25 protein-coding genes are annotated in these 23,628 nt (G+C 54.7%); 9 read left to right on the top strand and 16 right to left on the bottom strand.

The features are described 5' to 3' along the window. Nucleotides 1-58: 58 nt before the first annotated feature. Both ABNV41_RS05510 and ABNV41_RS05505 read left to right on the top strand, forming a co-directional pair. Nucleotides 59-886: an inositol monophosphatase family protein gene (locus tag ABNV41_RS05510; protein ID WP_006115241.1), complete on the top strand. Its 828-nt coding sequence runs from the start codon at nucleotides 59-61 to the stop codon at nucleotides 884-886. Nucleotides 887-977: 91 nt separating this feature from the next. Next, entirely contained in the window at nucleotides 978-1,823 is an 846-nt protein-coding gene (locus tag ABNV41_RS05505; protein ID WP_004449106.1) for a lipid-binding SYLF domain-containing protein, read from the top strand. 54 nt (nucleotides 1,824-1,877) lie between these two features. Here the strand turns inward: ABNV41_RS05505 and mltG are convergent, their stop codons facing one another. The 10 genes from mltG to ABNV41_RS05455 form a co-directional block, all read right to left on the bottom strand. Then, nucleotides 1,878-2,912: an endolytic transglycosylase MltG gene (gene mltG / locus ABNV41_RS05500; protein WP_080986788.1), complete on the bottom strand. Its 1,035-nt coding sequence runs from the start codon at nucleotides 2,910-2,912 to the stop codon at nucleotides 1,878-1,880. Then, a complete protein-coding gene (gene fabF, locus ABNV41_RS05495; RefSeq protein ID WP_006115244.1) occupies nucleotides 2,902-4,212 on the bottom strand; it encodes a beta-ketoacyl-ACP synthase II in 1,311 nt (436 codons plus the stop codon). Before fabF ends, mltG begins: the two co-directional genes overlap by 11 nt. Nucleotides 4,213-4,276: 64 nt before the next feature. Continuing rightward, complete coding sequence (locus tag ABNV41_RS05490) at nucleotides 4,277-4,516, bottom strand: acyl carrier protein (protein WP_003628807.1); 240 nt, start codon at nucleotides 4,514-4,516, stop codon at nucleotides 4,277-4,279. A gap of 304 nt (nucleotides 4,517-4,820) precedes the next feature. Further along, a complete protein-coding gene (fabG, locus tag ABNV41_RS05485; protein WP_050819718.1) occupies nucleotides 4,821-5,564 on the bottom strand; it encodes a 3-oxoacyl-[acyl-carrier-protein] reductase in 744 nt (247 codons plus the stop codon). 22 nt (nucleotides 5,565-5,586) lie between these two features. After that, a complete protein-coding gene (gene fabD / locus ABNV41_RS05480; protein WP_050819719.1) occupies nucleotides 5,587-6,531 on the bottom strand; it encodes an ACP S-malonyltransferase in 945 nt (314 codons plus the stop codon). A gap of 174 nt (nucleotides 6,532-6,705) precedes the next feature. Continuing rightward, the gene (locus ABNV41_RS05475) at nucleotides 6,706-7,221 is read right to left on the bottom strand and encodes a YdcF family protein (RefSeq protein WP_050819721.1); all 516 of its coding nucleotides are present in this window, start codon (nucleotides 7,219-7,221) and stop codon (nucleotides 6,706-6,708) included. 29 nt (nucleotides 7,222-7,250) lie between these two features. Next, complete coding sequence (locus ABNV41_RS05470) at nucleotides 7,251-8,510, bottom strand: bifunctional 2-polyprenyl-6-hydroxyphenol methylase/3-demethylubiquinol 3-O-methyltransferase UbiG (RefSeq protein WP_087651352.1); 1,260 nt, start codon at nucleotides 8,508-8,510, stop codon at nucleotides 7,251-7,253. A gap of 17 nt (nucleotides 8,511-8,527) precedes the next feature. Next, complete coding sequence (locus ABNV41_RS05465; protein ID WP_050819723.1) at nucleotides 8,528-9,277, bottom strand: glycine betaine ABC transporter substrate-binding protein; 750 nt, start codon at nucleotides 9,275-9,277, stop codon at nucleotides 8,528-8,530. A 200-nt stretch (nucleotides 9,278-9,477) separates the two neighbouring features. Continuing rightward, nucleotides 9,478-9,840 carry a hypothetical protein gene (locus tag ABNV41_RS05460; RefSeq protein WP_050819724.1) on the bottom strand — a complete coding sequence of 121 codons (363 nt, stop codon included), beginning with the start codon at nucleotides 9,838-9,840 and terminating at the stop codon, nucleotides 9,478-9,480. A 214-nt stretch (nucleotides 9,841-10,054) separates the two neighbouring features. Further along, the gene (locus ABNV41_RS05455; RefSeq protein ID WP_004449120.1) at nucleotides 10,055-11,116 is read right to left on the bottom strand and encodes a lipid A deacylase LpxR family protein; all 1,062 of its coding nucleotides are present in this window, start codon (nucleotides 11,114-11,116) and stop codon (nucleotides 10,055-10,057) included. A gap of 379 nt (nucleotides 11,117-11,495) precedes the next feature. Between ABNV41_RS05455 and ABNV41_RS05450 the strand changes: the two genes are divergently transcribed. After that, nucleotides 11,496-12,173, top strand: coding sequence for a cold-shock protein (locus tag ABNV41_RS05450; protein ID WP_006115255.1), 678 nt, complete (start codon nucleotides 11,496-11,498; stop codon nucleotides 12,171-12,173). A gap of 102 nt (nucleotides 12,174-12,275) precedes the next feature. On the opposite strand, the gene smpB is transcribed toward ABNV41_RS05450, so the two are convergent. The 4 genes from smpB to ABNV41_RS05430 are packed head-to-tail and all read right to left on the bottom strand — an operon-like array spanning nucleotide 12,276 to nucleotide 15,321. Then, a complete protein-coding gene (gene smpB / locus ABNV41_RS05445) occupies nucleotides 12,276-12,782 on the bottom strand; it encodes an SsrA-binding protein SmpB (protein WP_003628823.1) in 507 nt (168 codons plus the stop codon). Continuing rightward, nucleotides 12,782-13,672, bottom strand: a complete 891-nt coding sequence (gene dapA / locus ABNV41_RS05440; protein WP_128105256.1) for a 4-hydroxy-tetrahydrodipicolinate synthase — start codon at nucleotides 13,670-13,672, stop codon at nucleotides 12,782-12,784. The genes smpB and dapA overlap by 1 nt, the downstream gene beginning before the upstream one ends. Nucleotides 13,673-13,682: 10 nt before the next feature. Beyond that, the gene (locus ABNV41_RS05435; RefSeq protein ID WP_050819726.1) at nucleotides 13,683-14,579 is read right to left on the bottom strand and encodes a prephenate dehydratase; all 897 of its coding nucleotides are present in this window, start codon (nucleotides 14,577-14,579) and stop codon (nucleotides 13,683-13,685) included. Between the two features lie 7 nt (nucleotides 14,580-14,586). Continuing rightward, the gene (locus tag ABNV41_RS05430; protein ID WP_087651349.1) at nucleotides 14,587-15,321 is read right to left on the bottom strand and encodes a 3-deoxy-manno-octulosonate cytidylyltransferase; all 735 of its coding nucleotides are present in this window, start codon (nucleotides 15,319-15,321) and stop codon (nucleotides 14,587-14,589) included. 108 nt (nucleotides 15,322-15,429) lie between these two features. On the opposite strand from ABNV41_RS05430, the gene ABNV41_RS05425 reads away from it, so the two are divergent. From ABNV41_RS05425 to ABNV41_RS05410, 4 genes are all read left to right on the top strand, one after another. Then, nucleotides 15,430-15,948 (top strand): cytochrome c family protein, encoded by a 519-nt coding sequence (locus tag ABNV41_RS05425; protein ID WP_050819728.1) that lies wholly within the window; start codon nucleotides 15,430-15,432, stop codon nucleotides 15,946-15,948. Beyond that, entirely contained in the window at nucleotides 15,945-16,742 is a 798-nt protein-coding gene (locus ABNV41_RS05420) for an inositol monophosphatase family protein (RefSeq protein WP_196332548.1), read from the top strand. The genes ABNV41_RS05425 and ABNV41_RS05420 overlap by 4 nt, the downstream gene beginning before the upstream one ends. A 103-nt stretch (nucleotides 16,743-16,845) precedes the next feature. After that, entirely contained in the window at nucleotides 16,846-18,105 is a 1,260-nt protein-coding gene (gene serA, locus ABNV41_RS05415) for a phosphoglycerate dehydrogenase (protein WP_050819730.1), read from the top strand. A gap of 2 nt (nucleotides 18,106-18,107) precedes the next feature. Further along, entirely contained in the window at nucleotides 18,108-19,619 is a 1,512-nt protein-coding gene (locus ABNV41_RS05410) for a YifB family Mg chelatase-like AAA ATPase (RefSeq protein WP_080986789.1), read from the top strand. A gap of 21 nt (nucleotides 19,620-19,640) precedes the next feature. Here the strand turns inward: ABNV41_RS05410 and metC are convergent, their stop codons facing one another. Beyond that, nucleotides 19,641-20,849, bottom strand: a complete 1,209-nt coding sequence (gene metC, locus ABNV41_RS05405) for a cystathionine beta-lyase (protein WP_349935055.1) — start codon at nucleotides 20,847-20,849, stop codon at nucleotides 19,641-19,643. Then, nucleotides 20,846-21,787: a sulfurtransferase gene (locus ABNV41_RS05400; RefSeq protein WP_080986790.1), complete on the bottom strand. Its 942-nt coding sequence runs from the start codon at nucleotides 21,785-21,787 to the stop codon at nucleotides 20,846-20,848. Before ABNV41_RS05400 ends, metC begins: the two co-directional genes overlap by 4 nt. Nucleotides 21,788-21,856: 69 nt before the next feature. On the opposite strand from ABNV41_RS05400, the gene ABNV41_RS05395 reads away from it, so the two are divergent. Both ABNV41_RS05395 and ABNV41_RS05390 read left to right on the top strand, forming a co-directional pair. Beyond that, nucleotides 21,857-22,948, top strand: a complete 1,092-nt coding sequence (locus ABNV41_RS05395) for an AI-2E family transporter (RefSeq protein ID WP_050819732.1) — start codon at nucleotides 21,857-21,859, stop codon at nucleotides 22,946-22,948. Then, nucleotides 22,945-23,628 (top strand): endonuclease/exonuclease/phosphatase family protein, encoded by a 684-nt coding sequence (locus tag ABNV41_RS05390; RefSeq protein ID WP_050819733.1) that lies wholly within the window; start codon nucleotides 22,945-22,947, stop codon nucleotides 23,626-23,628. Before ABNV41_RS05395 ends, ABNV41_RS05390 begins: the two co-directional genes overlap by 4 nt.

Genomic DNA, 23,628 nt, shown 5'->3' with positions numbered 1-23,628 from the left:
TGCAGGCCTGCGTGCTCGTCTTGCCACACGTAAAGGCGTATGATGCGCTCAGTCTTTAATGCCTTATTTTATTAGGAGTTACAGCAATATGTCTTCACCCAGCCCAGCCCTTGCCACACGTTTGGAAGCCGCGCGGGCTGTGGTGCATGATGCAGCACAAATGGCCATGGCCATGCGTCCGCCGCCGGGAGGGCCGCAGGCCTCGCAAAAATCTGCGCAGGATTGGCTGACAGAAACAGATGGCGCGGTAGAAGCCTTTATTGCCAACCGCATGAAAGCTCTTTTCCCTGATGATGGCTTTCAGGGCGAAGAAGGTGGCGTGGCCCGTACAGGTAGCCTGCGTTGGGTGGTGGATCCTATTGATGGTACGTCCAACTATGCCCGTGGCCGTTGCCGGTGGTGTATTTCACTCGGCCTGCTAGATGGGGATGAACCCGTGGCCGGTGTGATTGATGCCCCAGCATTGGGTGAAGTTTACACTGCCCTACGTGGATATGGTGCATTTTTAAATGGCAAGCGTATTCAGGCCTCTCCGGTAAAAGACCCCGCCAGTTCCATGATTGAAATGGGCTGGAGCAACAGAGTGCCCAAACCTGTATTCATGGAAAAAATGGATGCCATTATGGCAATGGGCACCATGCCCCGTTCTGGTGGTTGTGGTGCGCTGGCGCTGGCTGATGTGGCCAGTGGGCGGCTGGATGGCTATATCGAAATCGTTATCAACCTGTGGGATGTAGCCGCCGCCCTGCCCTTGCTGGCAGAAGCCGGGGCACGTGTTTCACCCTTTTTGCAGGAAGGTGGGCTTACGGGGCCAGCTACAATTATGGCTGCAAACCCGCATATTGCGCAGGCTCTTTCCGAGGCTGTGTCCATTCCGCTAGCATAAATGAAAAACATGTACGCTGGGCCTTTCTGCGGCCACAAAAGCGTGCTTTCTAGCAGATCATATTTACCGGCTTATTGTGGAGAATTCCGGCATGCGTCTGGTTACTCACCTCTCTTCTGCTTCTCTGGCTTTGGCTGCTGCGTTTTCTCTGTGCGTTGCGGCACCGGCTCAGGCGGCTGATAAGCCGCAGGCGCTGGTTGATAAGGCTGCCCTGAGCGTACAGGATGTTTTTGTAGGCGCAACCGGCCAAAGCCCGATGGTAACCAATCTGGCCAAGGCGCGTGCCGTGATGGTGTGCCCGGATATGTTCCGCATGTCTATTGCCTTTGGTGGCGCGCATGGTGGCTGCCTACTGCTGGCGCGCGATGCGCGTGGTTCATGGTCTGACCCGGCATTTTATACCCTTAGCACCGCATCCTTCGGTTTGCAGTTTGGGGTGCAGAGTTCCGAGATTGTTTTCTTTGTCATGACGGATCGCGGCTTGCAGGCTCTGCTTGATAGCCAGTTCCAGTTTTCTTCTAATGCTGGAGCTTCTTTTGCCAGCATGAGCACGGCAGTTGCTAAGGGAAATGCGGGTGCACGCAATACGGATATTCTGATTGCCCAGAAATCTCAGGGTGTGTTTGCTGGTGCTTCCTTGGGCGGCAGCAAGCTGACCGTGAACAGTGATGCCAACCGTGAATACTACAAGCAGAGCGTTGGGCCGGAAGATATTGTGGTGAGCATGCGTGTGAACAACCCGGATGCAGACCCCCTGCGGAGTGTGCTGATGCGTTATGCCGCTATGGCAAAAAATGTCAGCGCGTCTTCTACATCCTCACGCGCATCTAACAGCAACACGGTTTCTCAGAGCGATGCAGATGCTCTGGCAGCAGATACGGTTGGGGCATCTGGCGGTGGTGGCATCAAGCAGGAAAGCCTGAGCCCCTCTAGATAAGTTTTTTCTATGCTGAAGTATTAAGCGCTTTTTACCCTTGAGGGTGGAAAGCGCTTAATGCGTATTATGCTGCCGAAAAGCAGAAACATTCCGATTATGTTCGGCCAGAGTGGTGGAAAAATTATGTCCACCATTGCCATTTGCCACAAAAAAAAGAGCATCCCCACTGGCTGGATGTGCTGCGGCCTCTAATGAAGACAGGCCGGGTGAGCAAATAGGCCCGGGAGGCAACCCCGTAACAGCATACGTATTATACGGATCTGGCGTAGCGAGATCTGTGTGTGTAAGTGCGCGCCCCAGCGGTGGATTGCCATGTGTTATGGCATAAATCACGGTTGGGTCTGTTTGCAGTTTCATGCCCTTTTGCAGGCGGTTTAGAAAAACGCGCGCAACCATGGGCCTTTCTGCAGGTAAGGCTGTTTCTTTTTCTATCAGGGAAGCCAGCACAAGCAGAACCTGCGGTGAGGATATAGTGCCATCCAAAGCTGGATCATGCTTTTGCCAGACAGTATCTAGCGCTGTTTGCATGGCGTTTTGTGCACGCTTTACAATATCCGCACGCTGGCTATTTCGCAGATAATTATAGGTTTGCGGTAATGTGCTGCCTTCTGCTGGCAGAGGTGCCTCGCCTTCCAAAAAAGGGGCAGAGGCAATAATGGCCTGAATCTGGTGGGCAGAAAGCCCTTCAGGAATGGTCAGCTTATGTAAAACAGGTTTGCCGTGCCGCAAAATAAACAGCACATTCTGCATGGAAACATGTTGTGGAAAATGCAGTTCTGCAGCGTGTAGCTGGCCACTTTTACGCGTAAGAGAAATAGCTGTTACAAACAGCTTATCTGTAAACCAGCCAGACGGCAAAACTTGTGCTTGTTGTAGCGCGCTTATCGTGCTGGCGTAGCCACCATGTGGCACCACAACATCCGTAGCCACTGGCAGAGGCCCCGGTTTTGTATAGTTATACCATGCAAAAAAACCTGTTCCTCCCCCTGCTAAAGCAGAAAGAAGAAACAGGCCCCCTAGCCATTTCAGGGCAGCACGGCCTTTTTTGGCAGGCTGTTTTGCAGGCTTCTTTTTCGGTTTAGACGCCACGCACAATCAGGCTGGCATTTGTGCCGCCAAATCCAAAGCTGTTGGAAAGAGCCACGTTGATTTCCCGTTGCTGCGCCGTGTGGGCAATGCGGTCAATCACGCTTTCACGCGATGGATTATCCAGGTTCAGCGTAGGCGGTGCCACGTTATCCCGAATAGCCAGAATGGAGAAAATGGCTTCCACTGCACCAGCCGCGCCAAGCAAATGGCCTGTTGCAGATTTGGTGGAAGACATGGCCAGCTTACGGGCATCATCACCAAACAGACGTTCAACAGCTTCCAGCTCAAGATCATCCGCCATGGTGGAGGTGCCGTGAGCATTAACGTAGTTGATATCTGCCGGGGTAAGGTCTGCACTTTTCAGTGCAGCGCGCATGGCGCGGTATGCCCCGTAATGGCCTTCTGCCGGTGCGGTAATGTGGTATGCATCACCAGACATGCCGTAGCCGATAATTTCGCCATAAATCTTGGCGCCACGGGCTTTGGCGTGTTCGTATTCTTCCAGCACCACAACGCCGGAACCTTCACCCATTACAAAACCATCACGGTCTTTATCCCATGGGCGGGAGGCTTTTCCGGGCGTGTCATTAAAGCCGGTGGACAGCGCGCGGGCTGAACAGAAACCAGCAATACCCAATGGGCAAACGGTTGCTTCTGCCCCACCTGCCACCATTACATCGGCATCACCAAACATGATAATGCGCGCGGCATCACCAATGGCATGCACACCGGTGGCGCAAGCTGTCACAACTGAATGATTTGGCCCCTGAAAACCATATTTGATGGAAACATGGCCAGAAACCAGATTGATGAGAGCGGACGGGATAAAGAACGGCGAAAGACGCCTAGCCCGACCTTCATGCACGGTAATGGAGGCATCATAGATGGTTTGCAAACCACCAATGCCAGAGCCAATCATCACACCGGTGCGGCATTTATCTTCTTCGGTTTCGGGTTTCCAACCGGAATCCTCAACCGCTTCCGTTGCTGCCACCAGCCCCATGTGAATGAAGCGGTCCATTTTGCGCTGGTCTTTGGGGGAAATCCACTCGGAAAGTGTAAGCTTTCCTTCTGCGGTCGGCCCTTCCGGCACTTCCCCAGCCACATGGGCCGGCAGATCGCTTGGGTCGAACTGCGTGATTCTACCAATCCCGCTTTCGCCTGCAATCAGACGTGACCATACGTTTTCAACGCCCAGACCCAGAGGTCCGACGATGCCCATTCCGGTGACGACTACCCGTCTCCGTCCAGAATTTACTCCGGCCGACTGCAACAAACCAGCCCGCTCCCTGTTCTGCACGTATATGGTCCCTCAAATAGCAGAGGGACCTACAGTTTCCGTTAAACGCAAAAGTACCTGAAAATCAGGCAGCTTTCTGCTTTTCGATGTAATCGATAGCATCTTTAACGGTGGTGATTTTTTCCGCTGCATCTTCCGGGATTTCGACATTGAAGGCTTCTTCAAACGCCATCACCAGCTCAACGGTATCAAGGCTGTCAGCGCCCAGGTCATCGATGAACGATGCATCCGGTGTGACCTTGCTTTCCTCGACGCCGAGATGCTCGACCACGATTTTCTTAACCTTATCAGCGATTTCGCTCATCTGTCTTTGTATCCCATAGGCCCGGTTTTACATGCGGGCAGGTTGTTCTGGTGCCTGCTCTACCACAACCCCCATTGGTAGAAGAATAGAAAACAGCACTGCTTCCGTTATTCTTCCCCAGCAACAGGGGTTGCGGGCGCTTAGCACGTTTTTCCATCACAAGCCAAGGCAAACCGGAAAAGACTTTCTTCCGGCCCCTTGGCCATGTGCGTGTTTGTATAGTCTGTCTGCCACATCTGAAAGGATTTTGCACCCTCTCTTCTGCGCAGAGAAATGCAGAGGCCAAGTTTAAGGGCGTTACCCCTTAAACCATTGCCATACCGCCGTTTACATGCAGCGTGGTGCCCGTAACCCATGCAGCTTCGTCCGATGCCAGATACAGCACGGCAGAAGCCACATCTTCTGGCTGGCCCAGACGCCCCAGCGGAATCGCGCCCAGAAGTTTTTCTTTTTGTGCGTCTGGCAGAACATCTGTCATGGGGGTCACAATAAAGCCCGGAGCCACCACGTTTACTGTTACGCCACGCGGCCCGGCTTCCTGCGCCAAGGATTTGCTCATGCCTACAATGCCAGCTTTTGCAGCAGCATAGTTGGCCTGCCCGGCATTGCCGGTAGAGCCGATTACCGAGGAAATGTTGATAATACGCCCTGCCCGGCGGCGCAGCATGCCCTTAAGCGCTGCGCGGCACAGCCGGAAAGGAGAAGACAGATCAACATTCAGAACCTGATCCCAGTCTTCATCTTTCATGCGCAGGGCCAGCATATCGCGCGTTAGGCCTGCGTTGTTCACCAGAATATCAATGGGTGCTCCAGCAGCTTCTTCTGCCTTGGCAATCAGCCCATCGGCTTCTGCCGGGTCAGAAAGGTTGGCAGCCACGTAGAATGCGCGCCCCTCCCCCAGTTCTTCTGCCTGTTTCTGCAACACGGCTTCACGCGTGCCAGACAGCACCACTTTTGCGCCCTGTGCGTGCAGCAGGCGCGCAATGGCGCTACCAATGCCACCGCTTGCGCCTGTAACCAGTGCTGTTTTTCCGTCCAGTTTGAACATGATATGTATTTACCCGCTGTTTTTACAAAGTTTTCAGGAAAGATTCGATATCGGCGGGCGTTCCCACAGAAAGGCCAGTCACTTCAGAATCAATGCGGCGCACAAGGCCGGAAAGCACTTTACCTGCGCCAATTTCTACAAACGTATCTACGCCCATGCCCACCATAGCGGCCACACTTTCGCGCCAACGCACACGGCCAGTAACCTGACGCACCAAGTTTTGCCGAATCGTATCGGCATCGGTTTCGCGCTCGGCTGTTACGTTGGCAATTACGGGCACAATCGGGGCGGCAATTTCGGCTTTGGCCAGTGCTTCGGCCATCACATCTTCTGCTGGTTTCATGAGCGAAGAATGGAATGGGGCGGAAACCGGAAGCTTGAGCGCGCGCTTGATCTTCATTTCCTTGGCGATGGCAATGGCTTCATCAATGCCTGCGCTCTTGCCGGAAATAACAATCTGGCCGCCGCCGTTATCGTTGGCAATTTCCACATCGCCTTTGGCAGAGGCTTTGGAGCAAATATCTTCTGTCTGCGCCAATGTAACGCCAATCAGGGCTGCCATACCGCCTTCCCCTGCGGGAACAGCTTTCTGCATGGCCTGCCCGCGCAGCCGCAGCAGGCGTGCGGCTTCTGCCACACCAAAGGCACGCCCAGCAGCCAGAGCAGAATATTCACCTAGAGAATGCCCGGCCAGCAGCGTAACTTTGCCGGCAAGATCCAAGCCGCCATCCTGTTCCAGAACGCGCAGAACAGCCATGGAAACCGCCATAAGTGCAGGCTGGGCGTTTTCTGTGCTGGTCAGGCTTTCCATCGGGCCTTCAAAAATGATTTTGGAGAGTTTTTCGCCCAGGGCGTCATCAACTTCTTCAAAAACAGAACGTGCCGCAGGAAAAGCTTCTGCAAGTTCCTGCCCCATACCAACAGACTGGCTGCCCTGTCCGGGAAAAACAAATGCGTAAACGGCCATGATACTCACTGTTCCAAATTTTTCCTTGCCAGACGGATGGAAGCCACCTGTTTTGGCAAGATCATGAACTGCACGGGCTGCTTTGTTATGTTTTGCGCTTTATGGCGGCCTGTAAAAAGGAAGCCACGCAAAACGCAGACCGGCAGGAAATCGGGCGGCAGAATACGGTGCAGTTTAGCGCCGCACAATACGCCAGCCCAGAACAAGCAGTGCATCCCACGGCAGGGCAAGACATTCATGCGCGATACGTAGGAGTTTTTTGCGCATGTTGGGCACATGCGGCTGTGTACGTAAAAAAGGCACAGCCTGCACTTTCCAGCCTGCAAGGCGCATAAGCAAAACGCAGCGCGGCAGATGCAAGGGGCTGGAAACAACAGCTATGGGCTGAGCAGTAGAATACCCTGCCTGACGCAACAAACGTGTGCAGGCAATGGCGGAATCAAACGTATCTCCCGCCGTGGGTTCGGGCAAAATAGTGTCTGGAGCAACGCCGGCCTTTAACAGGCAGGAAGCCATAACATCTGCTTCTGTCTGGCCATTTTGTGGCACGCCACCTGTGGGAATATACATAACGGGCCCATGCGCAGCGCCAAACACAAGTGCTGAATGCACCCGGTTTAGGAGCGCTACAGAAGGGCTGCCATCTGGATTGAGGGCTGCACCAAAAATAATTACGGGCAGTGCTGACACTTCAAATCTCCTCCCCGCAATGGGTGCAATCAGGCTGGAGGACGTAACAGCACGCGGTTAAGCCGCTCCAGAGTGGTAAAGCCTTCAGCCCACACTTTGCGGAACTTGCTTTCCGAAATACCACGTGGGGCCACGGCCTCTGCCAAGGCGCCAACAGTGCGTTCTCCATCAATTAATGGCAGAATGCCGCGCATTTGTGGCGGCAAGGGAATGGGCACCACCAACGTGCCAAACGCAAAAGGTAGTGTGTGATCTGGCCGCATCTGCTTGGCCAACTCTACCCCCGGTATTTCACGCATTACTGGCACAGCCGCAAAATCTAGCGGGTCTGGAGGTGTAACGCGTGCGCCTTTGCGTACAACATAGGCAACGTGTGTGGCCATATTGCCCGCCAGATCTTCCGCTATAGCGGCCTGCTGCTGCCATGGTAGGCCGCTGATGCGTGCACGCAGGCGTGGGTCTGGCAAAAACAGGGTTGGATCATACCGCGCCGGTTCCATCAGGCAGGATGGTTCCAGACCGGCTTTGTCAAGAAAATTCAAAAATTCGGTAACGGTATAAGCACGATCTCTCGGGTTCAGCAGCAGATCATACAATCCTGCATCGCCGCCAGAGAGATGATCTCCAAAGTTACCATTCTGCCGCAACCACGCAGTAGCCGGTAGTGTGCGCATGACGCGGCGCGCCATATCCAGCCGCGCTTGAGGCGTTTCGGAATGCGGGGCAATTTTTTCCAGTGCATCCTGCACCATGTAAACGCCTGTGCGCCCATAAGGGGCATAGACCATCAGCCCCATTCCACCACCGGGCGCGAGGTGCTTTTCCAGCATGGCTAATGCGGCATCAGGATCAGGCAAATGATGCAGTACACCACAGCAATCAATATAATCAAAAAGGCCCAGATCCAGCCCATCCAGCTCTGTCAGAGAGCCCTGAATGAAGCGGATATTTGCCAGCTCCCGCGCCTCTGCCCGCGCCTGTGCAATGGAGAGCGCTTTTTGGGAGCGATCCACACATACAACCTCACCGGGGCGCCCCGCGCGTTGTAGGTGTGTTGCCAGCATGATGGCGCCATCCCCCGTGCCGCACCCCGCCACCAGTGCCCGCAAAGGCTGGCTTTGCGGCCGTTTGGCACCAAAAACCCAGTAGTCAATTTCCCGCAGGTGGCTGGGGCTGCCTATTAAAAGGCGCTTGGCCTCATCCTGCGGGTTTCTTTCCGGGTATGGATACGCCTCATACTGGGCGGCAAGGCTGGAATCGCGCGTATCGGCGGGGGATTGATCTGTCATGCTGGCGCGGCCTTTCCTTAGCGGGGCAGCAGTTTGCCGCGCTGCCAGGCTTCTGCCGCTTCATCGGCTGTCATGCCTTCAACACGCATGGCGTAATCCATGGCGCTGATAATTTTGGCGCTCAGCATCAGTTCATCCAGTTCGTCCAGAAGGTCCTGCTCCATTTCATCCTTGGTTTCTGCACGGATCAGAATGCGTGCATCCTGTTCGCCCCCCAGTGCGTTCTTGGGGTCGTTCAGGATACGGAAACCGCCAATGTGGAACAGGAAGCAAGGCTGAAACAGCGGCATCAGCACCAGTTCTTCCCGCTTGAGGGCAGCGTTCAGCTCTGCCAGAGCTTCTTCATCCGGCAGCACTTTCAGGCTGAAGCCTGCGGTGTCCAGCCCATACTGCTGCAACACGTTTTCCATGTGCTTTTGCAGGGATGCAGGCGTGATAATGGTGCGGGAAAGTTCTGGCCCAGCCTGTGCCACATCATCCAGAGATGTCAGCGGCGTATCTTCTGCAGAAATGCAGCAATGGGCGGCTGGGCGAAACAAATTGCCAAGAGGCAAAATACCGGGGGCCAGCATGCCCGCATCTTCATCCGGTAGCCATGCAGACACGTAAAAATCAACCTCACCCTTTTTGAGCATGTCTGTCAGCACGTCTTTAGGGCCAGTGACAATATCCGGCTCTACATCATTGGCTTCCAGAACGCGGATGATTGCTGCTGCCGTAGCCTCATGCACGGTGGTTTCGGGGTATGCGAGGGTCAGGCTTGTCATCTCAGGATCCTTTCAGATCTGCTCGAACTGGTGATGGTCTGCGTAGTCCTTGCAGCAGGAGAAACCCATGAGGCAATCCCTGAAATGGAAATAACAGGATTTCGTAATGATTTGGTGCAAGGCAAAGGGCAAAAAAAAGCCGCCCTTCCCTTGTAAGGGAAGAAGGCGGCCAACCGGAATAATACCTTAAACTGGGGCGTTTAAGCGGCAACAATACCCTGTTCGCGCGGCATGACGGGGCGGATCATGTTCAGGGCATCTGCAAAGGTGTTAAAGCTGCCTAGTTTATTATCACGGATAGCATCCATAACAATCCAGCGGTTGCCGTGGCAGTAAATCTGGTAAGCCGGATCTGGCGTTTCGCGCACCCATACCACAACATAACCAGCGGAAACGCCGGCCTGCTTCTGTTCAGATACAAAAACATCCGCATCGCAAATGCCCATGGGCTGAGCAGCCTGAACCCAGCGGGTAAGGTAAGCCTGCTGGCGGGATGTGATCTCCATCTGGAATGGGATGATCTGGCAGGTGTGTTGCTGAGAAGATGTTGTTGTGCGCGTCATGGTTTCTTTTATCCCCCTTACAATCCCGGTTCGGTCTTGATGTTTGGAGTGTAAAAGAGCCGCAGCGCGCTACGCTATGAGAAAACGAATGTTAACGCCTCAAAAGCAGGCAGGTTCGAGGCCTCGTGACGAAAAAAACACAGACGCACGCAAATTGCACAATTTTTATGCCTGTTTTTTGTGCAAACGCCTTTCTGCGATGCAGAAAAAAGAATCAGAACTTTGCCGAAACCATTAATGAGCCATAGTTAAACAGGCCAGACTTGGCTGTGGTGAACTGCTGTGTCTGCCAGACCTGACTGTAGGAAATGCGCAAACCGCAGAACATAAAGGCCAAACCGGCGTGAATTTCACCCACATCCCATTTTTTAATCACATGCAGGGAATTGCTGCGCATGGTGTTGCCTTGCAATGAGGCATCATACCCAACGGCCTCACCCGTTACGCCACCAAAGATGTACCATGAAAAAGGACGCCGAGATTTATAGGCATCTGTGCCATCTGTGCCGGAGGCCTGAATGGTAGGTGTGCCGAAATCACTATCCAGCCCCTGCCCGATACGGAACACATCCCCAATGCGGCCATAAATCTGGTAATCACCAATGGCTGCAGCGGCGGATGGCAGCATGTCAAATTCTACGCCAAACACATGCGCCAAAGGCAAACGCCAGATACGCCCACCCTGCACCTGAAAGATGGGCTGGTTTTTAAGCTGGTGAGACCAGCCCTGGTTTTTGGTATCGCCAATCAGGCCATGGAATCCGTTCTGGAGCTGCTCGCCCAAGCCGCCCGGCCCCATAATACCAAACTGAATGCCAAATACGCTGCGGGTTCTATCCGTATCATTAATAAGGTTCACGGTGCCCAGCAACAGGCTGGAATAGGGCCTATCATTAATACGGGCAGTTTGCGCCTGCCCCGGAGCCCACGGGCTGGAAACCTGCGTGTTGCGCGGCGTAAAGATAAGCTGCTGCAAGCCTATACTGATACGCTGCACCCCTTCCCCCCAAATGGCCTTGTTAATGGCGGCAATGGGTGTGGGCAGCGTGTTGGTGCCGGATGTCCAGTTAAAGCGCAGGCCGCTGGTATAGTATTGGTCCGACGTACCTTTCAGGGTGGTTATGGCATCGTTTTCACCCTGAAGAGTCCATGTGCCTTTGTTATCAGAGGCAGGAGTCGCTTTGGCGGAAGAAAGAGAACACACGGATGCCCCTGCCAGCATAAGAGACGCAAGGGCAAGGCGCCGTGCGCGAAGCCGTTTTAAAACTACGGGCATGCTTTTTCTTCCATTTGGCCATGTGCGGGCATGATTCTAGGCTGTTCTTAATGGATAATACCCGCACAAGAAAGCCCGTTTCCCCTTATCCTGTCTTGCTGTGGCTATCATGCCAGCATCAGGCGGTTATGGGGGCGGAGGTATCACATAACTGTGAGATTAAGAAAAGTGTGTGAAACTCCCGCCAATTTCATGCTTTCCTATAGTCGCACGCTGTTGGCTGTGCTACGGAAACAGTGGGCGCATTTGCAGCTTTCAGGAACGGGAACGGTGGCGTTTTCTTCAAAATACGTAAACGTGTCAACCCATTCCGGCAAACTGCCCGTTTTTCAATATCGGGAGAAGCTTCAGCCTTCTCCGTACTCCAGGATCAAGACCGTTGAAAAGTAACAGGACCGACCGCAGCTCTCGTTTTCCTCGCCGCGGCGGATTTGATGACGATTACATGTCCATGCCTTCCTTTGGTGAGCGCCCAGCATTTGGTGGCGGTGACCGTGGTGGATTTGCACCGCGCCGTGGCGCTGGTGGTCCGCAGGTTGTGGCTTCCGGGCCGGAAGTTGGTGCAACTGTTAAATGGTTCAACAGCGAAAAAGGCTTCGGCTTTGTTGAACTGGCAGATGGCACCGGTGATGTATTCCTGCACGCCAATGCACTCTCTCAGGCAGGCCATCAGGGTGTAAGCCCCGGTGCGACACTGGTTGTACGGATTGGCCAGGGCCCGAAAGGTCGCCAGGTTGCGGAAGTTATTTCCGTTGACGAAAGCACCGCTCAGCCAGAACGCCCCCGTGCACCGCGCCCCGGTTTTGGCAGCCGTCCGGCTGGCCGCCCTGCCCCGGATCTGTCCATGGCTGAAGACACACGTGGTACCGTAAAATGGTACAACTCTGTCAAAGGCTTTGGCTTCATCACACCGGAAAGCGGTGGCAAGGACATTTTCGTTCACGCTTCTGCTCTTGAACGGTCTGGCCTGAGCGCACTGAACGAAGGTCAGGGTGTAAACGTAAAGGTGGTTCAGGGTCAGAAAGGCCCGGAAGCTGCTGAAGTTTCTCCGGCCTGATCCTGATTTTAGAATTAGGTTTCAAGAAAAACCCCGGTTTTGCCGGGGTTTTTTTTATGCTTGGCTGATTGAATATTTCAACAGGCAAACGGGAAAGAGAGGTTAGTAGTCCCCCTTCCCCTTATTCCGGATCAGGCGCGCTTTATCACGCTGCCAATCTCTGTCTGCAATACTCTGTCGCTTGTCATGGCTTTTCTTGCCAACGCCCAAGCCGAGCGTAACTTTTGCCAAGCCTCTATCATTAAAATGCACATTTAAAGGCACAAGTGTTGCGCCCTGCTTGGCAATGGCACCTATAAACTTGCGCATTTCCTTACGGTGCATCAGCAGCTTGCGCGGCGCGCGCGTATCAAAGCGAGAAAGAACGCCGCCCTGATATTCAGGAATATAGCTGTTAAACAGCCAGAGCGCTCCATCCCGTTCGCCCGCAAAGGCTTCGTTAATGGTGGCACGGCCAAGGCGTAGGCTCTTAACCTCAGCGCCCTTCAGCACAAGTCCGGCTTCAATGGTTTCCAGAATATTGTAATTGAAGCGCGCCTTACGGTTTTGCGCCACCATGCCATGAGAGATCATGGAGCTTTTGGCAGATTTTCCAGATTTGGAGCTCATCAGTTCAGTAGCCCGACATCAACAAGGGCAGCGCGTACTTTCTCACGAGAAGGTTCGGTTAGCGGAGCAAGCGGCAGGCGGCAAGTTTCCCCCGCAAGCCCTAGCAGGCTGGCTGCGTATTTGGCCGGGGCCGGATTGCTCTCGCAAAACAGCGTATCATGCAACGGTAGAAGCTTGTCCTGAATGGCAATGGCATCCTGCGTGCGGCCTTCTTGCCACGCCTTTTGCACATTGGCACACAAGGCAGGCGCCACATTGGCGGTTACGCTAATGCAGCCATCACCACCTGCAGCCAGAAAAGCTACGGCAGTGCCATCTTCCCCAGAAAGCTGGTTAAAGCGTTTTTCTACTGCGCGGCGCACCTGTAATGGGCGCAAAAGATTTGCTGTGGCATCTTTTACGCCAATAATATTGGGGTGCCGCGCCAGACGCGCCATTGTTTCCACGCTGATATCAACAATGGAACGGCCCGGAATATTGTAAAGAATAACCGGAATGGAAATGGCATCTGCAATAGCCATGTAATGCCGGTAAAGCCCTTCCTGCGTGGGCTTGTTGTAATATGGCGCTACCACCAACACAGCATTTGCCCCGGCTTTTTCAGCATACTGCGCCAGATCTATGGCTTCGGATGTGCTGTTTGAGCCTGCGCCTGCAATAACAGGAACCCGCCCGGCCGATACCTTAATGGTACGTTCCACTACCGCGTGGTGCTCAGCATGAGAAAGGGTTGGGCTTTCCCCCGTTGTGCCAACAGCACACAAGGCGGACGTACCCTCACGGATCTGCCAGTCCACCAGTTTTTCGAACGAGGCAAAATCCAGACTGCCGTCCCGGTTCATGGGGGTAATCAGCGCGGTAATAGACCCGGAGAAAAAGGTATCAGACATGGGCAGTCACTTATCCTGAAATGGCATGTGCCGGCACACTGCGCGGCGTGTCCTGCCCTTCGGCAGGGGTATGCTGGCGGAAGGGCGATTGAGGGTAGACACCTAGAATTGTGGTGTTCTGTGCAAAAAAATCAAGTTCTGCCAGTGCTTTGCTCAACCGTATATCATCTGGATGACCATCAACATCCAGCAAAAAACGGGTGGCGGCAAAGGTTTCACCAGACATGTAACTTTCCAGCCGGGTCATGTTGACGCCGTTGGTGGCAAACCCGCCCAACACTTTATACAACGCGCCGGGTTGGTTTTTGACACTGAAGATCAACGTCGTCATCACATTAGGAGTTTCTACCGGCGGACGATCTGCTGTGCGGGAAGCAATATAAAAACGCGTGGTATTGTGGTCTGCGTCTTCCACGTTCTTTTTAAGAATTTCCAGCCCATAGAGTTCTGCTGCCAGAGCAGAAGCCACAGCGGCCTCTTCCGGCTTTTTCCATAAAGCTACCAACTCCGCGGCACCCGCCGTATCAAACTCGGCCACGGGTTCCAGATTGTAATCACGGATCAGGTTTCTGATCTGCCCCAAGGCTACAGGGTGCGTATGCACGCGCCGCACCTGTTCCATACGGGTGCCGGGCACAACCAGCAGGCAGTGTTCCACCCGTTGAAAGTGCTCTCCCACAATTTGCAGGCCAGAAGCTGGCAACAGGGAATGGATATCCGGCACGCGCCCGGCCAAGCTGTTTTCGCACGCCAGCATGGCCAGATCTGCCCGGCCCTGATGCACAGCATCAATGGCATCAGCAAAGGTACGGCATGGCAGGGTTTTCCACCCCGGTTTGGCGTTACGGCAGGCCAGATCTGAATACGCGCCCGGTGTGCCCTGAAAGGCGATAACCTTTTGTGTCATGCCTCAATTATGCTCCAAATGCACGGCGTGCGCGTTCCAGATCTTCTGGTGTATCCACCCCAAATGGCGCTGATGCAAGGCGTGTGCAGCCAATACGCATGCCAGCTTCCAATGCCCGAAGCTGTTCCAGACTTTCACGCTTTTCCAAGCCAGATGGTGGCAGAGCTACAAACCGCTCCAACGCAGCCCGGCGCCATCCATACACACCAATATGGTGCCATAGCGGCCCATTGCCCCACGGAATAGGCTGGCGGGAAAAATAAAGCGCGGGCGCTGTTTGCGTATCCTCTGAAAAATCACAGGCCACTTTCACCACAGAGGGTGCGTTTTTTTCAGCATCCGATGTTACGGGCGCAACCAGTGTGCCAACATCATACGCTGGGTTGGCCATAACATCCATAACCGCACGTAAGGCCTGTGGCTCAAATGTTGGCAGGTCCCCCTGCAGATTCAGCAGCACATCATATTTGCCGTCAGGATCAAACGCTTGGGTGGCCTGCCATACTCTGTCTGACCCGGAAGGTAAGTTGGGGTCTGTTAGAATCGCGGTGCCACCTGCTGCGGTTACGGCATCATAAATTTCCTGATCTGCTGCGGCCACCACAACCGGGCCAATATTGGCGGCCATGGCTGCATCCCACACACGCAGCACCATGGGGCGGCCAGCAATGTCTGCCAGCGGTTTTCCTGGCAGGCGAGTGGAAGCAAGCCGGGCAGGTATGACAACAAGAGAAGAAACCATCAGCTTGCTCCGAAAAGCGGCTCGTCCTATAGCCGGTTGAAAGCGGCGCGCAGTTTATGAAAGCTGCACGGTAAACGCAACCGGCAGAAAACGAGGTGCCTCCCGGGCATGGATGGCAGGTTTCTGAACAGAATAGCGGTTTCCACCGTACTCAGTGCGGCAGTGCTGGCAACATGTGTGTTTGCCGCACGCAGCACCGTGCCAGATACAGCCCCTGCCCGCCCTGTTTTTTCTCTGCCGGGGTTAGAGCCCGTACCTATTGCTCCGTTAATGGTGCAGGCCAATGCGCAGCGTGGTGGCGCAACCGTAAGGCAGGTTTGTGCGCAGTGCCACGCTTTGGCTGGTGGAGCTACGGAAAATGCTGGGCCACCACTGGCCGGCGTTGCCGGGCGTGGTGTGGCATCATGCACAGGCTACATCTATTCTGCGGCATTGCGGCAGCATGCAGGCCAGCACTGGACGGACCAGATGCTGGCAGATTGGCTTATGGCTCCTGCCCGCTTTGCGCCCGGCACACGTATGTCTCTCACCGGTATACCAGACCCCGCCCAACGGGCGGATGTTATTGCATTTCTTCACACTCTCGGCGGGCAGGCTGCGCCCGCGCAGGCAGGATGCACACCATGACACATTCGGAAGAACTCGGCCTTTTTACTGATGTCGCCACCATGATGGCAGATGCTGCCCGCACGGTTGTGCGTCCGTGGTTCCGACGAGATGTGGCGGTGGATGATAAAAAGGATGCAAGCCCCGTAACCATTGCAGACCGCAGCGCAGAACGGGTGATGCGTGCCATTCTGGCTGAACGCCTGCCCGATCACGGTGTATTCGGTGAAGAATTCGGCCACGAAAACGCAGAGGCTCCGTGGCAATGGTTGCTGGATCCGGTAGATGGCACGCGGGCTTTTGTAACGGGTCGCCCCATGTTTGGAACGCTTATTGCCCTTTGCCATCATGGTGTGCCGGTGCTGGGGCTGTTGGATCAGCCGGTGCTGAATGAACGCTGGCTGGGTGTGAAAGGCCAGCCTACGCAGTTTTCATCACCGCTGGGCGGGCGGCCTGCCACACGCCAGAACGTGGCGCTGGAAGCCGCAGAAATGTCCTGCACATCCCCCGAAATGCTGGAACTGGCCCCGCATACCGGCTGGAAAACCCTGAAAGCCTGCGCCAAGCGCATGACATGGGGTGGAGATTGCTACGCCTATGGCCTGCTGGCTCTGGGGCAGATTGATCTGATCGCCGAATGTGACATGAATCCGTGGGATTGGGCTGCCCTTGTGCCCGTTATTGAAGGCGCAGGTGGCGTGATAACAGCATGGGATGGCACACCCTTACGGATGGATGGAGACCGTACAGTGCTGGCGGCTGGTTCGGCATCTTTACATCAGCAGGCCGTGGCAACCTTGCAGGCAGATCGCTAGATTTCGGTATCTTTTCTTTATCTCTCATGCGGCGGCCCTATCAATTTTGTAGTTTTTGAGATAGGTCTGCCGCTCGGCACAACAGCTATTTGGTCGGTTCCACATGAGCACAAGCACGCACCTGTCTCTCCCCAAGGACAAGATCCGCATTCTGCTGCTGGAGGGTATCCACGATAGTGCCGTCGCCCTTCTTAAAGCCAGCGGTTATGAAAACGTTGTGCGTCATAAAGGCGCGCTGGAGGGCGATGCCCTCAAAGAGGCGCTGGAAGGTGTGCATATTGTTGGCATCCGTTCCCGCACGCAGCTGACCAAGGAAGTGCTGGATGGCGCAGACCGGCTTATGGCCATTGGCTGCTTCTGCATCGGCACCAATCAGGTTGATCTTGAAGCTGCGCGCATGAACGGTATCCCCGTTTTTAACGCACCTTACAGCAACACACGTTCCGTGGCGGAACTGGTGATGGGCGAAATTGTCATGCTCATGCGCCGTATTTTCCCACGCTCTGTGGAATGCCATGAAGGTAAGTGGTCCAAATCCGCCCATAATAGCTGGGAAGTACGCGGTAAAACGCTGGGTATTGTCGGCTATGGCTCTATTGGTTCCCAGCTTTCCGTGCTGGCAGAAGCCTTTGGTATGCGCGTTGTGTATTACGATGTGGTGGACAAGCTGGGCCACGGGAATGCGCTGCCGGTAGAAACGCTGGAAGACCTGCTGGCACAGAGCGATGTTGTTAGCCTGCACGTTCCGCAGCTGCCCACAACCAAGAATCTGATGGGTGAAGCCCAGATCAAGGCGATGAAGAAAGGTTCTTTCCTCATCAACAACGCACGTGGCAACGTGGTTGATCTGGATGCGCTGGCAGAAGCACTGAAAAGCGGCCATCTGCTGGGTGCTGCTATTGACGTGTACCCCAAGGAACCCAAAGGCCCGAACGATAAGCTGGAAACACCCGTGCAGGGGCTGGATAACGTTATCCTCTCCCCACATGTTGGTGGCTCCACCGTGGAAGCGCAGGAACGCATTGGCGTGGAAGTGGCGCGCAAGCTGGTGGAATATTCCGATGTGGGGTCCACATTCGGTTCCGTGAACTTCCCCGGCGTTCAGTTGCCGCAAAGCCCACGTGGCACGCGCTTTATGCACGCGCACCGCAATGTGCCGGGCATGATGATGCGCCTGAACGAAATCTTCATGAACGCAGATTGCAACGTTACGGCGCAGTTCCTGCAGACGGATGGAGAAATCGGTTACGTGGTGATTGAAGCCGATACCGGCGGCAACACGGAACTGGATGATCGTCTTCTTCAGGCTCTGCGCGGTCTGGAAGGCACAATCCGCGCACGCCTGATTTACAAAGGTAAATAAGCGTGTCTATCGGGGCGGGAATACTCAATTCCCGCATCCGTAGCTTTGCCTTTTGCGGCATAGAAGCCCGCCCCGTTTGGGTGGAAGTGCAGATTTCCAGCGGTTTGCCTGCCTTTTTAATGGTTGGCCTGCCGGATAAAGCCGTAGCAGAAGCGCGTGAGCGTGTGCGTGCGGCGCTCACTTCCATCGGGCTTGCCCTGCCTGCCAAGCGTATTCTGGTTAATCTTGTTCCCGCGGATATTCCCAAGGAAGGATCGCATTTCGATCTTCCCATAGCCTTGGCGTTGCTAACGGCCATGGGTGTAATTCTGGGTGAGGAAGTGGCGCGGTATGCCGCTTTGGGCGAACTTTCCCTAGATGGGCGGCTCAACCCGGTTGCGGGTGTGCTTTCTGCTTCCCTAGAAGCAGCTGCCATGAATTTGGGTTTGGTATGCCCTGCGGCACAAGGGCAGGAGGCCTTGTGTGGTGGGGATATTTCCATTCTGGCCGCACCAGATCTGCTAGCACTTATCAATCATTTTAACGGATTGCAGGTTTTGTCTCCTCCAGCGTTTGCTGTGCAGGAAGATGAACCGGTGTCTGAACCCGATCTGGCGGATATACGCGGGATGGAAACGGGCCGTCGTGCGTTGGAAATTGCAGCGGCAGGCGGGCATTCCCTATTGCTCAGTGGGCCGCCGGGTGCGGGTAAATCCATGCTGGCTGCGCGTTTACCGAGCCTGCTGCCAGATCTTTCTGTGGCAGAGAGTCTGGACGTTTCGCGCATTTATAGTGCGGCGGGTTTGCTGACTGGTGGCCGGCCCATAAGGCGCCCCCCTTTTCGTGATCCGCACCATTCCGCCAGTCTGCCCGCTTTAGTGGGCGGAGGTGCCCGTGCGCGGCCGGGTGAAATCAGTCTGGCGCATCGGGGTGTGTTGTTTTTAGATGAATTGCCAGAATTTTCCCGCTCCGCTTTGGAGGCGCTACGGCAACCGTTAGAAACCGGCCAGATCAGCATTGCGCGGGCTGCCGTGCATGTAACCTACCCTGCCCGCTTTCAGCTTATTGCGGCCATGAACCCGTGCCGTTGCGGGTATCTGGGTGATGCCAGCCGGGAATGTAGAAAAGCCCCGCGCTGTGGTGAGGATTACATGAACCGTCTTTCTGGCCCATTGCTGGACAGAATAGACATGCATCTGGCCATGCAGCCCTATGAACCCTTGGGCTATATGGCAGGCCCACCGGGAGAAAACAGCGCAACAGTGGCAGAGCGAGTGCGGTGCGCGCGCCAGATGCAGGCAGAGCGACAAGGTGCGCGCAAGAACGCAGAGGCCGCGTTGGAAGATTTGTGCGTATCAGCAGAAGCGCAAAACATGGCGCAAGCCATAGCGGCCAGATTTCGGTTTTCTGCTCGCGGCTATACACGCATGTTACGCGTAGCACGCAGCATTGCTGATCTTGCAGGAGAGCTAGATATTCAGCCCCAGCATGTGGCAGAAGCAGCCACCTATCGCAGCCGGAGCTCTGCTAACTAACCCCGGCTGGTAGAAAATTGGTCAGGCGCTTTTAAGAACCTGCAAGCCCTGTTCCAGATCAGCAATCAGATCATCCGGGTTTTCCAGACCAATCTGAAGGCGAAAAGCTGGGCCAGCCTGTACAGGGGATTCACCGCTGCGGGTAATGCCACCCGTGGTAGGCAGAATAAGGCTTTCATATCCTCCCCAAGATGCGCCAATGCCATACATCTTCAGGGCATCAATCATGCGCTGCATGTCCTGCACTGTGTAATCGGCCTTCAGTACAACACCAAACAGGCTGCCTGCTCCGGTAAAATCACGCTTCCAATATGTGTGGCCGGGGCATTCCGGTAATGCGGGGTGTAACACGCGGGCCACTTCCGGCTGCGTTTGCAGCCATTTGGCAATGTACAGGGCAGATTTTGCCTGCTGAGCCAACCGCACACCCATGGTGCGCAGGCCGCGTAACGTAAGCCAGCATTCATCTGGCCCAGCTACCTGCCCCATCTGAATGGCGGCATCACGCAATGTATGCCACAGGCGTGTATCGGCAACAGTAATGGCACCAGCAATCACATCAGAATGGCCAGCCGGGTATTTTGTAAGCGCCTGAATAGACACATCCACGCCGTGTTTAAATGGCGCAAAAATGCCAAAGCCCCATGTATTATCTAAAAACAACAAGGCACCATGCGCATGGGCAACTTCTGCCAGCATGGCAACATCCTGCACCTCAAACGTGTGGCTACCGGGGCTTTCTGTAAACACCACACGCGTATTGGGGCGCATAAGGGCCGTTATGCTTGTGGTATCCGCACATGGTGAAAAATAAGAAATTTCCACCCCAAAGCGTTTGAGCATATTTTCTGCAAAGCGCCGGGTTGGGCCATATACGTTATCTGCCAGCAGGCAGTGATCTCTGGCTTTGAGAAAAGCCAGAAGCGGCGTGGTGCAAGCTGCCAGACCAGAACAGACTACTTGCGTGTCCGAGCCGCCTTCTATGGTGGCAATGGCTTTTTCCAGCTCATGCTGGGTGGGTGAGCCCATGGCCCCATAAATACTGACATGCTCATACCGTTTGCGGCCCGTCTGCTGCATGGCATCCAAGGATGGAAACACAACGGTAGAGCCACGTTCCAGTGGCAGGTTTACATAGGTACCTGCCTCTGTTGCTTGTGGGCGTGCAACATGGCTGAGGGAAGATGCAAGTTTAAGCCAGCCGGCGGAAACTCTGTTTTCGTCTGTCATGCTGTGCGTTCCACTGTTACGGGCGCATTGGGGAAGCTGCCCCATTCGGCCCAGGATCCATCATACAAGGCACCCATATTAAGCCCGGCAATAGCCAAACCTGCTGTCAGCACGGCGGCGGTCATGCCGGAGCCGCAGGTGGTTACGGGGGTATCAGCTTCCGTAATGCCTGCTTGCGCAAATAGAGTATGCAACTGTTCAGGCGGTAAAAACTGCCCTTTTGTATTCAGCAGGTTTTTATAAGGCATATTACGCGCGCCCGGCATGTGGCCTGAAGCGACATTGGGCCGAGGTTCTGGAGTTTCACCATAAAAACGGGCAGCGCTGCGGGCATCCAGAATGGGGCGTGCGCCGTGTTTTACAATATCCAGCATGTCCCCCAGCCCTACAATATGCGTATAACATGTGCGTGGCTGGTAAGGTGCCGGTAACGCTGCGGTTGGGGCTGCGGCTTCTGTTGGGTGTCCATCACGCACCCATGCGGGCAATCCGCCATCCAGAATAAAACTGTGTTCATGCCCAAACAGGCGCGTTAACCACCACCCGCGGCAAGCCGATGCCACATTGCCCTGATCATAAAAAACCACGGTATCCTGTGCCGTTATGCCCAACCTGCCAAACAGGTGGCTAAACCGCGCGGCGGAGGGGGCAGTATGTGGCAACGCGCTTTCTGGATCAGAAAACAGTTCGATATCAAAATACCGGCTACCGGGAATATGCGCAGCGGCAAAACTTTGCTGCGGGTTAAAGGTTTCTCCGGGCAAGAGGGCAGTTGCATCCAGCACATGCACGCCGGAGGAGCCAAGCATTTCGGCCAGTTTTTGTGTGGAAATAAGAGGTGACATATCGGCTGTCTGACCCATTGTTATTCTGAATATTCTACCGCAAAGATCACACAGCCCTGTCTGGCTGGCAAACAAAACATCATGGTGCGGCATGTTGAGTGTGCATGGAGAAGTTTTGTTTTCACACCAGACAAAATCCAGATTTCATGATTTAATGGCGGAATGGCAACTGGTCAGCCCGCTTCTACCGAACGCATCATGCGGCTGCTGCTTTTGGGCGGCATTACGTATGGGTGCGTTCTGGTGCTTGCACCCTTTTCTTCCGCTCTGCTGTGGGCGGGCGTGCTGGCTTATACAACGTGGCCATTGTTCCAGCATTTGCGCCGCCGCATGGGGCCAAACGCTGCCAGTTTGACCATGACATTGCTATGCGCCGTTGGCGTGGTGTTGCCGCTGGCATTTCTGGCATCTGCCTGCGTATCATCCGGCCCACGCTGGGCGCGGCAGGTTATGGCGTTTGTTGGCACTATTCATGAACTGCCACCCCTGCCCCATTGGATTGCATCACTGCCGGCGTTTGGGCCGGATATCAGCCACCATTGGGAGCGCTGGAGCCGTAACATCAGCTCTGTGGGGGATGAACTACGCCCCTATGCGGGTGAGATCATTCAATCTCTCCTTGAAGTGTTGATGCGCATGGCCAATGGCGCCCTGCATCTGGTTATGGCGCTGTTTATTGCCTTCTTTTTTTGGCTCAGCGGCCCCATGTTATGGGATACGGTGCAAGCCGTTATGGTGCGTATTGCAGGCCATCAGGCCGGGCGGCACCTGCATATTGTGGGCAGCACGGTACGCGGAACAGTGTATGGCATTTTAGGCACCGCGATCATACAGGGTATTCTTACAGGTTTGGGCCTGTGGCTGTTAGGGGTTGGAGAAGCTGTTATTTTAGGTGTGCTGGCGGCATTTCTGGCGGTTTTTCCCATAGGTGCTCCGTTGGTGTGGATACCTGCCGCCCTATGGCTGTTTGGTATGCACCATCCGGGAAAAGGCATTTTACTGCTGCTTTATGGTGTTTTGGTTATCTCGGGGGCAGATCATCTTATCCGCCCGCTGTTTATTGCGCGGGGCAGTAAGCTTCCCTATTTGCTGACAGTTCTGGGTGTTATTGGCGGCCTTCTGGCTTTTGGCGGTGTAGGCATTTTTCTGGGGCCTATTCTGCTGGCTATTGGCTTTACGCTCACAACAGAATTTGCAGCAGATGAAGCCGCGCAACCTCTTACGCAGGATGAAAAAAGGACTCTGACATCATGAGGCGTCCACTCTCTCGGCTGGTTGAGTTTGCGCGTCGCAAGTCAGCCCATTCCTTTGTTGCCTGCGATATGGAGGGCGTGCGGGTTATTAGCTGGAACCTGCTGCGCCGCACGGGGGCAACCGTGCATGACATTGCCGCCCTTATTGAGGCCGAAAAGCCCGATGTGCTGCTGATGCAGGAGGCCACGGTAGAAATAGACGTGCTGCCAGATGTAATTGGTGGCCACTATGCGCGTAACCCGCAGCCGGGGCGTATTCATGGTGTGGCATGTTGGAGCCGTATTCCATTCGCGCGCGCGCCCAGAGCCTGCACCATTCCTTCTGGGCCGCTGTTTAAGCGTCATGCCCAGATTATTGAGTATGATAAGTTTTCTCTGGCCAATGTGCATCTGTCTCATGGGCAGATGTTAAACCGTAAGCAGTTGCGGCGTTTGGCCACTCTGCTTTCTCCCCCATGTGCCATTTTGGGGGATTTCAACCTGTTGGGCCCAACATTGGTGCCAGGTTTTAAGGATGTTGGGCCTAAGGCCCCCACACACCGGATGGTAGATTTGCTGCCTATTAGAATTGACCGGTGCTTGGTGGAAGGCATGCAGTGTTTAAGTGCACGTGTTCTGCCGGTTTTTGCCTCGGATCACCGGCCTATTGCGGTCACTTTACGGCCTTTGATTGGGCTGTAA

This window comes from Acetobacter sp. A11-2 (assembly GCF_040208445.1).
GTDB lineage: Bacteria > Pseudomonadota > Alphaproteobacteria > Acetobacterales > Acetobacteraceae > Acetobacter > Acetobacter oryzoeni.
This window is presented reverse-complemented; position numbering and strand designations above follow the sequence as displayed.